The 12,018-nt window shown below is 66.3% G+C and carries 12 protein-coding genes; 8 read left to right on the forward strand and 4 right to left on the reverse strand.

What is annotated here, in order from left to right; all coding sequences use genetic code 11:
• Nucleotides 1-30 precede the first annotated feature (30 nt).
• The 4 genes from ASE95_RS12165 to ASE95_RS12180 are packed head-to-tail and all read right to left on the reverse strand — an operon-like array spanning nt 31 to nt 4,131.
• Nucleotides 31-831: a CpsD/CapB family tyrosine-protein kinase gene (locus ASE95_RS12165; protein ID WP_156348023.1), complete on the reverse strand. Its 801-nt coding sequence runs from the start codon at nt 829-831 to the stop codon at nt 31-33.
• Nucleotides 831-2,312: a GumC family protein gene (locus ASE95_RS12170; RefSeq protein WP_056636545.1), complete on the reverse strand. Its 1,482-nt coding sequence runs from the start codon at nt 2,310-2,312 to the stop codon at nt 831-833. The genes ASE95_RS12165 and ASE95_RS12170 overlap by 1 nt, the downstream gene beginning before the upstream one ends.
• A complete protein-coding gene (locus ASE95_RS17945) occupies nt 2,309-3,523 on the reverse strand; it encodes a hypothetical protein (RefSeq protein ID WP_056636547.1) in 1,215 nt (404 codons plus the stop codon). Before ASE95_RS17945 ends, ASE95_RS12170 begins: the two co-directional genes overlap by 4 nt.
• Complete coding sequence (locus ASE95_RS12180; protein ID WP_056636869.1) at nt 3,520-4,131, reverse strand: polysaccharide biosynthesis/export family protein; 612 nt, start codon at nt 4,129-4,131, stop codon at nt 3,520-3,522. Before ASE95_RS12180 ends, ASE95_RS17945 begins: the two co-directional genes overlap by 4 nt.
• A 214-nt stretch (nt 4,132-4,345) precedes the next feature.
• On the opposite strand from ASE95_RS12180, the gene ASE95_RS12185 reads away from it, so the two are divergent.
• From ASE95_RS12185 to ASE95_RS12220, 8 genes are all read left to right on the forward strand, one after another.
• Nucleotides 4,346-5,764 carry a tetratricopeptide repeat protein gene (locus ASE95_RS12185; RefSeq protein ID WP_056636549.1) on the forward strand — a complete coding sequence of 473 codons (1,419 nt, stop codon included), beginning with the start codon at nt 4,346-4,348 and terminating at the stop codon, nt 5,762-5,764.
• Nucleotides 5,765-5,805: 41 nt separating this feature from the next.
• Complete coding sequence (locus tag ASE95_RS12190; protein WP_235528300.1) at nt 5,806-7,245, forward strand: undecaprenyl-phosphate glucose phosphotransferase; 1,440 nt, start codon at nt 5,806-5,808, stop codon at nt 7,243-7,245.
• The gene (locus ASE95_RS12195) at nt 7,235-8,017 is read left to right on the forward strand and encodes a WecB/TagA/CpsF family glycosyltransferase (RefSeq protein WP_056636552.1); all 783 of its coding nucleotides are present in this window, start codon (nt 7,235-7,237) and stop codon (nt 8,015-8,017) included. Before ASE95_RS12190 ends, ASE95_RS12195 begins: the two co-directional genes overlap by 11 nt.
• A complete protein-coding gene (locus ASE95_RS12200; RefSeq protein ID WP_156348025.1) occupies nt 8,014-8,595 on the forward strand; it encodes a hypothetical protein in 582 nt (193 codons plus the stop codon). The genes ASE95_RS12195 and ASE95_RS12200 overlap by 4 nt, the downstream gene beginning before the upstream one ends.
• Nucleotides 8,596-8,955: 360 nt before the next feature.
• Nucleotides 8,956-9,498, forward strand: a complete 543-nt coding sequence (locus ASE95_RS12205; protein WP_162234692.1) for an FxDxF family PEP-CTERM protein — start codon at nt 8,956-8,958, stop codon at nt 9,496-9,498.
• A 287-nt stretch (nt 9,499-9,785) separates the two neighbouring features.
• Complete coding sequence (locus ASE95_RS12210; RefSeq protein ID WP_056636557.1) at nt 9,786-10,712, forward strand: beta-1,6-N-acetylglucosaminyltransferase; 927 nt, start codon at nt 9,786-9,788, stop codon at nt 10,710-10,712.
• Nucleotides 10,713-10,729: 17 nt separating this feature from the next.
• On the forward strand, nt 10,730-11,494 hold the full coding sequence (locus ASE95_RS12215) for a metallophosphoesterase (protein WP_056636560.1): 765 nt from the start codon (nt 10,730-10,732) through the stop codon (nt 11,492-11,494).
• A gap of 43 nt (nt 11,495-11,537) precedes the next feature.
• Nucleotides 11,538-12,005, forward strand: a complete 468-nt coding sequence (locus tag ASE95_RS12220; protein ID WP_056636562.1) for a dihydrofolate reductase — start codon at nt 11,538-11,540, stop codon at nt 12,003-12,005.
• The last annotated feature ends 13 nt before the right edge of the window (nt 12,006-12,018 follow it).

Below are 12,018 nucleotides of genomic sequence, written 5' to 3' on the forward strand. Positions count from 1 at the left end.
GGGCGCCCGGCCGGGCGCCCGCACGCCGGATCACTTGTTGTAATAGTCGCTGTAGCCCGCGCCATAGCCATAGCCGTAATTGTCGGTCAGCAGCCCGCCGTCGAAGCGGTTGAGCACGACTCCGGCGCAGGGTGCCTGATCCAGCACGTGCAACGCATCCTGGATCTGCTTGCGCGTGGTGCGCCCCTCCTCGACGATCATGATGAACGCGTCGAGCTTGGTGGTGACGATGGTGGCGTCGTCGTTGGCGAACACCGGCGGCAGGTCGCACAGGAACATGCTGTTGGCTGGCCGCGCGCGCATCGCCGCGATGACCGCATCCATGCGCGACGACGACAACAATTCCGCGGAGCGTGCCGCGGCATTGTCGGTCGGCAGGATCACCAGCCGCTCACCCTCTGGATGCATCGCCAGGTCGAAAAGCGCGGGCACGGTTCCTTCCAGATAGTCGCGCATGCCGCGTTCGACCGGGATGCCGAAATTGGACGCGATCGAGCCGCGGCGCAGGTCGAGGTCGATCAGCGTCGTGTCGATCCCGGGGGTGCGCGACAGTGCCGCGGACAGGTTGGTCGCGATGAACGACTTGCCCACGCCCGGCGTCGCCGACACGATGCCGAACAATCGCCAGCCCTTGTTGCGATGAAGCTTCAACAGCCGCGACCGCAGCATGTTGAACGGACGCGAGCGGACGTCGCGGCTGTCGAACCCGTAGATGCCGCGTTGCTTGGCGAGCGCGGTGGACCATTCGAATTGCCGCGCCTCCTGCAAGGTCGGGATCGATGCGTCTGGCCGCAAGTCGTCGGCGATCTTCGTCATCACTACCTCGGTCATCACAGCGCCCCCTGCGGCGCGTCGGCCTTGCGGCGACGCCGCGGCCACGCGGGCAGGCGGAAGCGACGGCGGGGTTTCTCACCCGGCGGCAAGTCCGGCGTGAAGGTCGGCACCAGCGCCAGCGGCTCCAGCCCCAGTCCCTGGATCTGTCCCACGCCGCGGATCGGGCGGAACAGGAACTCGACGGCCAGCGCGAGTACCAGCCCCAGGCCCAGCCCGCCGCCGATGCCGCCGCCGATCAGCATCAGGCGATTGGGGGACACCGGCTTGTCGGGGGCGGAAGGCGGGTCGACCACGGTCAGCCGCTCACCCTTCTGTTCCTGCGCCATGCGTGCGGAATTCTGCGCGCGCAAAACGTTGCCCGAAATTTCGCGAAGCTGGTCGCGCAGCCCTGCGGCACGCGCCTCTAGTTGCGAAACCTCTTCCTGCAACGCCGGGCCGCGTGCCTGGGCGGCCATGCCCGCCGCGGCGCGCGCGGTATCCTGCGCACGATATTGCTCCAGCTGCGCGATCTGCGCGTTGTTCGCCTGGATCTGGCCCTGGATCAGCGTCGTGTCGGAGGTCGATCCTTGCGCCGCGGCGATCTCCTGCGCCTGTTGCAGGCGAGCCTTGGCGCGGACCACGTCCGGATGGCTTTCGGCGAATACCGCGCGTGCCGCCACCAGCGCCGATTCGGCCTGCTGGACGATCGGGTCCTTGCCGCCGCTGCGCCGCGATTGCGCGATCAGCTGCCGGTTCTCGCTTTGCAGCTGCGCGATCTGCGCGCTGTAGCTGCCCGTGTTGGGCGCCATCATCACGCCACCGCCGGCCAATGCGGCGCCGTTGCGCGATTTGATCGCGGTAATCTGCGCCTCGATGCGATTGATCTCGCTGGTCAGCTTGCCCGATTGATCCTGAAGGAAGTCGACGGTGTTGTTCGCCTGCGCCGCCATCGTGGTGGCGTCGATTTCCAGGAAGCTGCTGACGAAGCTCTGCATCACCGCCTGCGCTTTCGCGGGATCGGCGTAATCATAGGTCATCGTGAACGCGATCGTGCTGGTGCCGCCGGGCTGCGCGCTGGCCCCGGCACCGATGTCGCCGCTCACCGCCTGCAGCTTGGTCGCCTCCTGCATGGTCGTCACGATCGACGACAGCGGCTTGGAGCGCCGCTCGCGCTCGTACAGGCCGTTCTGCTCGATCAGCTCGATCAGGTCGCCGCGGCTGAGCACCTGTTCGCGAATCTTGGCGATCCGCTGGTCGATGATCGTGTTCATCGGCGAACTGACCAGCGTGGACGGAAGCTCCTGCGATTCGACCAGCAGCGTCGCCGTCGACCGGTACACGCGCGGCAGGACCAGCGCGGTCACCACGCCCGCGATCGACAGCAGCACGAACGGCACGATCACCAGCCACTTGCGCTCCCACAGGATTCGCGGAATGTAGTTGATGAACCCGCCGCCCGCGGCCGGTTGTTCTTCACCCAGATCTACGCTGTCACTCACCGACGGTCGCCCAATCTCGTTCGCAGGAAAAGTCTGAAGGTCAGGTCGGACGGGTTGCCCAGTCCGCCGCCGGTCGCCTGCCGGTATCCTGCCGATGCGCCGACGAAGAGCCGTTGCGTGAAGCTTCGTTCGTAGCTGACGATCCCGCTCAGGAATCCGACCTGCGGCACCTGCAACGTGTCCGACGTGGCGGTCAGGCGCGAATAATCGATCATGCCGCGCAGGACGTCGTTCTCGCGCAGGCGATAGGAATAATCGAACGATCCGCCGTAGCGCCGGGAGATGTCACCAAGCCCGGTAGCCTGCGCGTCGCTGAACGCGCGCACGCATTGCGCCGAGCGTCCGGCGGTGCGGCAGCCGTCGAAGGTGCCGGAAAACCCGGTGGCCTTGGTGGTGCGCAGCGGCGTCGTCGAGGAGATGAAGACCGCGCCGAGGCCGAGCGAGAACCGCAGGCGTTGATCGATCTGGTGGCTCAGCGTGCCCTGCGGCGAATAGGACGCACCGGAAAAGCCGCGTCGATCGTAGTCGGTCCACGATCCCGTGCCCTGAAAACCCACGCTGGTCCGTTCAGAAAGGGCGCGGCTGTAGCCGAGTGTCGCCCCGGTGGTTCGCGACGACAGCAACGCGCCGCTTTCCCCGCCATAGCTGATGCGATTGGCGCTGGCGCGCCCGGTCAGCGTATCACGCGGACCGAAGCGCCAGTCCGCACCCAGCGAGGCTACCAAAGAGTTCTGCCGCTGGTTCAGCCCGATCAGCGAGATATCGGGGGTGCCGAGGTCCGGACCGGGATTCGGATCGACGACGCCGACCACGCCCAGCCCGCTCTGTCCGACGATCGAGCTTTCGTAGGACACGTCGGCGCGCGCGCTCAACGTCGAGGTCAGTGCGCGGCGCGCCTGCGCCTGCACGCCATAGCCTTCGGCGGCGTTGTAACGGTTGAGATAGTCGCTGCGCCGGTAATGAGCGATCAGCGACGCTTCGTTGCGTTCGTCGACGACCGTCAGCTGCGGCGAGATCATCAATTCGGTGGCCACCGCACCTTCCGCGTCGCCGCGGATCAGGAACGGATTGGTCGAATAGCTGCCGCCGGCAGAGACGTCGACGGCCAGCCGCGTATCCTGCGCGGCGGCGGGGAGCGCCGATACACCCGACAGCGCGACCGCCAGCGACAGCGCCGCCCGGCGGCGCGGATGAGTGAACGGCACGATCACGGGACGATGACCGTGTCGCCGCCGCGTACCATCGGCAGGGTTTCGTTGTTCACGTCCGCGACCGAGCCCTTCATCACATCGCTCAGTCGCACGCGGATCGCCTGCGCGCCGGTGGGCGTCTTGCGGATGATAATGACATTGCCAAGCTGCGCGAACTCGGCGGGACCGCCCGCGAAGCTGAGCGCCTCCAGCACGTTGACGTAGCGACCGGGGTTGAACGACCCCGGGCTGCGCACCTTGCCCAGCACCGAGAATTGCAGACCGGCCGAGGTCTTCACCGACACCGTCACCTGCGGCACCGCGGTGCGATATTGCGATTCGAGTCCTTTGGTGATCCGCGCCTCGATCTCGCCGGGCAACGCGTTCATCGCATCGACCTTGCCGACCAGCGGGAAGGAGAAGGTGCCGTCCGGCAGGACGCGCACGCTGCGCTGCAGGCGTTCCTCACCCCAGACGAAGACGTCCAGTTCGTCGCCCGGGTTGATCCGGTACGCATTCGGCGCGGCGGCCGAGGCCGCAGCGGCGCGCGGCGCGGCTGCAGGCTGTTGCGCCAGCGCCGGTGCGGCCTGCACCAGCAGCAGGAGGATGCCGCAGAAAAGCTTGGTCATCATGTCTTCCCCCACGCCCGCGTGCAGGGCAAGTGACGCCGTCCTGCACAAGGTATTCGATTATTTGCCAGGCCGTCCCTTATCGGGTAATGCGCCGATCGTCAGGTGCCTTACAGCATTTTCCTTACGAAATACGTACGAGATTGTCGGGGGCGGGCAGTATCCTTGTGCGCGGTAACGGTAAGGCGGGGGTGAGGCGGCCTTGATAAAGCGTATGACGGGCAAGGGGGCCGGCATCGTGGCGGCGGCGCTGCTGGCGTTGCTCGGCGGTTGCCGTTCGCCCGAGGATCGCGCTGCGAAGTTCGCGGCGATGTACGAAACCGCGATGGCGGACAACAATCCCTATATGGCACGACTGGCGATGCTGCAGGCCGTCAGCCTTCAGGATGCGAACCCCGATTACTGGCGTTCGCTGGGCGGCGTGCAGCTGTCGCTCGGTGATTATTCCGGCGCGTTCAATGCTTATCTCCGCGCCAACGAACTCGACCATACCAACCCGCAGGTGCTGCAGGCGTTGGCGGATCTGGCGGTGATCGGCGGTCATACCGAGGATGCGCAGCGTTATGCCAGGCAGGTGCTGCTCCTTCGCCCCGACGATCTCGCCCCGCAGACCACGCTCGGCTATGTCGCGCTGCGCAAGCGCAATTACGACGCCGCGCTGCAACATGCCGATAAGGTGCTGGCATCGCGGACCGACGATTCGAATGCCACCATTCTCAAGGCGCGTGCGCTGGCCGGCAACGGGGATGGCGATGCCGCGCTGGGCCTGTTGCGCGATTATGTGGCCGGGCATCCCGACGATCCGGCTGCGCTGGACGCGCTGGGCGATTTGTCGGGCCGCCTCGGCAACCTGGCCGGTCAGAAGGACGCGCAGCGCAACGAGCTGGCGCTGCGCCCCAAGGACCTGGCCCTGCGGGTGAATTACGCGCGCACGCTGTACCGGCTCGGTGAACGCGGGCCAGCGCACGATCTCACCTTTCCGATGGCGAGCGGCGGCGCACACGGCGGGTTGCTGATCGACATCCTCGGGCTGTGGCTGCGGTACGAGCCGCGCGACCGCGCGATGGCGGAGGTGCGGCAACTTGCAGCGCAGGCGTCGCCGGCCGACAAGATGCGCTACGCCTATTTCCTGATGATGGCTGGCGCACCCGACGAGGCGGAGGCGATGGTCGCACCCTTGGTGTCGCCGCCCGTCACCGCCGCCAATGCCGCGCCGCTGGCATTGCTGGCGCAGGCGCAGGCGATGCAGGGGCGCGATGACGAGGCGCTGAAGCTGCTGGGTACGGTACTGGCGTTCGACCAGGGCAATATCGTGGCGTTGCGCGCGCGCACGGACCTGTACCTGCGTACCGGGCGCGGCAGGCCGGCGGTGTTCGATGCGCAACGGCTGGTCGCCAGCAAGCCGCGATCCGCCGACGATCGCGTGCGACTGGCGCGCGCCTATGCGCTGGCCGGGCAGCCGCAATTGGCAGAGAATACGTATCGTGCGGCGATCGAGGATATCGGGGGAGCCGAGCCGAAGCTCTTCGACGGCCTGCGACGGTTTCTGGTCAAGACCGGCCGCACGGACGAACTGGCGGACGTCGAGCAGCAATTTGTTGAGCAAAAGCGGTTAGCCCGTTCGCAGTGGTAAAGCGGACCGACGGTGATCTTGGCGTAATGGAGCAGAGGCGGGTGGGGGGTTCTCGTACGACACAAGGGCGGCGCTTCACGTCGAACGTCATCCCCTCGATGGTGTTCGTCATGGACCTGTTGTGCCTTGTCGTCAGCGTTCCCGTCGCCGTGATCCTGTACACGGTCAGTACGGGCCTGATCGTGGTGCCGGGCGTGCACACCGCCGCGGGCTTCATCGCGGGCGTGGCATTTTTCCTGATCCGGCAGTCGCGTGGCGTGTACAGCCAGTCGTTCGTGCTGCTGCAATCGGGCGATACGGCGGTGGCGCTGGATTATCTGGTGTCGGCGCTGCTCAGCAGCGCCATCGTATGGCAATTCGGGCTGGTCGACGAGTTTTCACGCGGGCTGACGCTCGCCTATGTCGGTTCGGCGACCGGTTCGCTGTTCGTCAGCCGCTTCGTGCTGCGGGTGGCGCTGCGCCGACTGGCCGATGGGGGGCGCATCCGGCAGCGGGTGGTGCTGTATGGCGCCGATCAGGATACGGTGGAGCGGACGTGCCGGATGCTCGATCTGCAGGCGTTGCCGCAATTGCTGCTGGTCGGGGTTGCGGACGATTACTCCCGGCCGACCGCCCCTGGGTCGCTGGGCAACCTGCCTTTTATCGGCGGCTTTCCGGAGTTGCTGGCAATGGCGCGCGAGGGCGAGGTCGATCAGGTGCTGATCGCCTTGTCCGACATGACCCGCGAGCGCATCGACCTGATCATCGAGAAGCTGAGCGACGTGGCGATCGACGTGTCGCTGATCCCGCGTGAGGCGATCGCGCTGGCGCCGGACTATCGCGTCAACTTCGTCGGGCAGATCCCGGTGCTGACGCTGTGGCAGCGGCAAATGCGCGACGGCAACACCATCGTGAAGGATGTGGAGGATTTCGTCGTGGCGACGCTGGCGCTGGTGTTCCTGGCGCCGTTGTTGCTGCTCACTGCGCTGGCGATCAAGCTGACCAGCCGCGGGCCGGTGATCTTCAGGCAGCCGCGGTTCGGGTTCAACAACCGCGAGATCATGGTGTGGAAATTCCGCTCCATGTACACCGACCGCCAGGACGTGAGCGGTGCGGCGCGCACCACCAGGGACGATCCGCGCGTCACGCCGGTCGGCCGCTGGATCCGCAAGCTGAGCATCGACGAACTGCCGCAATTGTGGAACGTCCTGCGCGGCGAGATGTCGATCGTCGGGCCGCGCCCGCACGCCACGCACATGAAGGTGGGCGATCACTATTATTTCGACGCGGTGCGCGGCTATGGCGCGCGTCACCGGGTAAAGCCGGGCATTACCGGGCTGGCGCAGGTTCGCGGGCTGCGCGGCGAGATCCATACCATCGAACGCGCCAAGCGCCGGGTCGAGCTGGATCGCTATTACATCGACAATTGGTCGCTGGGACTCGACCTGCGCATCATGGTCGAGACGATCGTCAATCTGGCGTTCGACAAGAATGCCTATTGATCTCCCGGCGGCGCCCGCGCGCCGATCGTTCCTGAACATCGACTTCGATCCGCTCGACATCGATGCGGCGGTCGCGTGGCTGGCGCGTGTCGGCCGCGGCGACCCCTATCGCTATGTCGTGACACCAAACGTCGACCATCTCGTCCGGCTCGAAGCATCGGGTCGGGACGAGGCGACGGCGCGCGAATTGTGGCAGGCATATCACCAGGCGACGCTGGTGCTGTGCGACAGCCGGGTGCTCGCGCGGCTGTCGCGTTTTTACGGCGTCACGCTGCCCCTCGCCCCAGGCAGCGACCTGACGGTGCGCTTGTTCGCGGAGGTCGCCCAGCCGGGTGACCGCATCGCCATAATAGGCGGCGATGCCGCGTTGCTGAAGGCGCTGCGCACGCGGTTCACCGATCTCGACCTCGTGCAGCACGTTCCGCCGATGGGGATGCTGCGTAACCCCGCGGCGCTGGAAGCGGCGGTCGCGTTCGGTCGTGAGGCGGACGCGCGCTTTCTGTTGATCGCGGTCGGATCGCCGCAACAGGAACTGCTGGCCGCCCGGATCGCAGCGGCGGGGGGCGCGACGGGCTGTGCGTTGTGCATCGGCGCGTCGCTGGATTTCATTGTCGGGCGGCAACGGCGGGCGCCCCGCATCGTCCAGCGGCTCGGGCTGGAATGGGCGCATCGGCTGGCGTCGCAACCCGGGCGATTGTGGCGCCGCTATCTGATCGACGGTCCACGGATTTTCCGCATGGCGCACGTGTGGCGTCGTGAGCGAGGCGGGTGAACGACCGTTGGACGCCGGGGATCGGCGATCCCGGCGCAATCGGCTGGTTCACCGTCGCTGGCTATTTGATGGCAGCAGTGTGCTGCAGCCTTGCCGGATGGAGGCGGGCAGGAGTTTCGGGACGAAGTCGGGCGTTCTGGGGCATGCTGGCGCTCACGATGCTTGCGTTGGGAATCAACAAGCAGCTGGATCTGCAATCGTTTTTAACGCAGGTCGCGCGGGATATGGCCCGTTCGGGCGGCTGGTACGGTGCTCGTCGCGCTCTTCAGGCTGCGTTCATGTCCGCGTTGGCGCTTTCGGGGGCAGTGTTGGTGTTCGTCATCTGGCGGCACAGGAGCGTGCTGCACTGCAATATGCGCATCGCGATCTTCGGACTATTCTTGGTTGTTGCTTACGTGATATTTCGAGCGGCCTCTTTCCACCACGCCGGGTTGGGAATAGATCTTCCAGACACTATCCGGAATAGCAGATGGCTGCTCGAGGTGGGCGGCATTGTTATCGTAGTGTTCGCCGCACTGCTGGAGCGCCTCGCGCCGGCCGTCCACGCTCGGCGTAAAGGCGCTTGGCGGGTCCGATAAGCGCTACGCAGGGGTGCGGACATTTATTTGCGATCGTTGGGGATTCTTGTCCCAAAACCGGACGATGCCCCTGATGGTGCACTGCAGCCAAGGCTTCTAAACAGCGTTCAACACCTGCCTGGACGGTGTATGGCCATTCCAAGCAGTGCAGTGAACACACACGTAAATCATAAAGCACTAGCGACATTTTTTTTGATGGTTTCCGAAGCGTTAAGGTGCGATACATCGACTCGGCGGTGGCTCCGGCTCAGAGCACACCTCCCGCCAGGATCGGCGGGGTCGCGCAAATGGTACGGACGGGCGTCACGCAAGGTTCAAGGGGAGATACAGGTTATGAAGAAGTTTTATGCAGCTGCCGTAATGGCGGGCGCGATGATGGCAACGCCGGCAATGGCCGCAAAGCAGGTCAACGCCGAGGTTGGCCTCAACCAGACGGCTCCGGGGGTTTTCACGGGCACGTTCGGCAACACCGTGAACAACAACCAGTTCGAGTCCAACGTTGATGCGAACCTGTTCTACACGGACACGTATCAGTTCACCGTGCCGGACATCGGCAAGGTGGGTGCGAGCGCCGTCACGCTGACGTTCGACGGCACGCTGACCTTCACCGAGATCCTGCTCAACGGGACCGCGCTGAAGATCAATCAGGTGCTCGACGGCGGCAACAACGTCGTTGGTTATTCGGCGATCTCGCCGCTGGGCGGCCTGGCATCTGCTGCCAACCCGCAGAAGCTGTCGGTGACCGGCCGTCTGACCGGTACCACCGGTACGTACACCGGCAACGTCCGTTTCGAGACGGCCGTTCCGGAGCCGGGCACCTGGGCGCTGATGATCCTGGGCTTCGGCGTCGTCGGTTACGCGATGCGTCGCCGCCCGTCGGTGCGCTTCGCACAGGCGATCTGATCGCGACGTCGCTTCCGACGCAGCGCGTCGGGGGTGGCGGCGAACCGGAAAACGGCGGTGTGCCTCGCGGCACGCCGCCGTTTTTCGTTGCCGCGCGGTCATGATCGCATCCGTCGGCGGTGCTGACCATCGGGGCATGGCGCACGCTCGGCTCGACGCCGATGGTAGCGAGTGGTTAGGGTCACGCGACTAGACCATATCATCGTGACCCGGAGCGCCGCCCTGTCGAATCACCTGCCCGCCCGCCGCGCCACCGCCCGCGCGCTTCCGCCAGCGGAAATCACGCGATGACGATCGGCTTCGTGATCCTGTCGCATCGCGAACCGGCACAGGTGCTGCGGCTCGTGCAGACGCTGAACCGGCTATACGGCGACCCGCCGATCGCCTGTCATCACGACACCGCGCAATCCCCGATCGATCGAAACGCCTTTCCCGGCAACGTCCGTTTCGTCGACCCTGCGATTCGCACCGGCTGGGCCAAATGGTCGGTGGTGCGCGCCTTCCTCGCCGCGCTGCGCCTGCTGTGCGATCATGCCGATCCGGACTGGTTCGTGCTGATGAGCGCCGCCGATTATCCGGTGTGCGGTGCCGATGCGGTGCGTGCCGACCTCGCCGCGCTCGACGCCGATGCGCTGATCGATTTCCGCCAGATCGGCGATACCGCGCAGAGCGCGGCCGAACGGTTCGGCCCACGCAATCCCGAACTCGACCAGTTCGAGGCCGACGGCAATCGCCGGCTGAAATGGAGCCATTACGAGGGCGCGGAACTGTGGTTGCCGATGCTCCGCTTCGGCGACGCCGGGCGGGGGGTGCGGCCGGGACGCTTCACGGTTCATCTGCCGTTCGCCACCCCGCTCCGCCCGTTTTCGCGCGCCTTCCCGTGTTTTTACGGCGACCATTGGTTCACCGGCAGCCGCCGGGCCGCGCAATTGTTGCTGAACCCGACCGCGCAGCACCTGCGGCTGCAACGGCATTTGACCATGCGTACCAGCCCGGACGAATGCTATTTCCAGACGGTATTGTGCAACGAGCCCGGGCTGCGGCTGGAACGCGACAACCGTCGTTACGCGCAATGGAACGGCGGGGGCGCGCATCCGCAATCGCTGACCGAGGCCGACCTTCCGGCGATCGCCGCGTCGACGGCGCATTTCGCACGCAAGTTCGCGCACGGGGCGCCGGTGCTCGACCGGATCGACGCGATGCTGTTCGGCTGAGTCGAGGGCGCGCGACGATGACGTTTCGCCGCCTGCTGGGCTTGCCGCCGGTGCATCGCGCCCGCGTGCCCCCGGGTTATCGCGTCTATGCGATCGGCGACGTCCACGGGCGCGCCGACCTGCTGCGGCCGTTGCTCGGCTGGATCGGCGAGGACAGTGCGAAGCGCGGCGCGGTGGAACACGTGCACGTGGTGTTGTTGGGCGATCTGGTCGATCGCGGCCCCGCCTCGGCGCAGGTGATCGAGCTGCTTTCGAGCGGCGATGCACCGGGTCGGCGGCACTTCCTGCGCGGCAACCACGAAGAGATGATGCTGGAGATCATCGACGGAGAGGTCGCGGCCGCCAGCAACTGGCTCGCGCACGGCGGAGTCCAGACGCTGGAGAGCTATGGCATCGACCCGGCACCGTATTGGGACGATCCGGAGGCGTTGCCGGCCGCGATGCGCGCGGCGATCCCGGCGGCGCATGTCGCCTTGCTGCGCGCGATGCTGGGGCAGGTGCGAATCGGCGACTATCTGTTCGTTCACGCTGGCATCCGCCCCGGCGTGCCGCTGGACCAGCAGGACGGACGGGATCTGCGCTGGATCCGCAAGCCGTTCCTGGGCAGCCGCGCCGATCACGGGGTCGTGGTCGTGCACGGCCACACCATCGCGCCGACCGTGCAATTCCGTCATAACCGCATCGGGATCGACACCGGCGCCTATCGCACCGGCCGGCTCACCGCTTTGGGGCTGGAGGGGGAGGCGCGCTGGGTGCTGACGAGTCGCCTGGACCTGCCGTGATGCACGCTTTCCCGCGTCGTCGGTCGTGGCTAGGGCAACGTCGATGATAACCTTCGTTCTCGCACGGGCCGACAATGGTGTGATCGGCGTCGACGGACGGCTGCCGTGGCGGCTGCCGGCCGATCTGAAGCGCTTCAAGGCGCTCACCATGGGCATGCCGATGGTAATGGGCCGCAAGACGTTCGAGAGTTTCCCCGCGCCGCTGCCGGGGCGGCGGCATATCGTGCTGACCCGCGACCGTGGCTGGTCGGCGGCGGGCGCGGAGGTCGCGCACGATGTCGCCGGGGCACTGGCGCTCGCCGGCGCGGGCGATGTGACGGTGGTCGGCGGCGCGGAGATTTTCGCGCAGTTCCTCGATCGTGCCGATCGTATCGAGCTTACGGAGGTGCATGCATCCCCAGTTGGCGACGCGGTGGTGCCCGCATTCACCGGCTGGCATGAGATCGCGCGGGTGCACAATCGCGCGGAGGGCGATCGCCCCGCCTATGAATTCGTGACGCTGGTACGGTGACGCTGGTACAGCG

This window comes from Sphingomonas sp. Leaf231 (assembly GCF_001421995.1).
In the GTDB taxonomy this organism is placed as follows: domain Bacteria; phylum Pseudomonadota; class Alphaproteobacteria; order Sphingomonadales; family Sphingomonadaceae; genus Sphingomonas.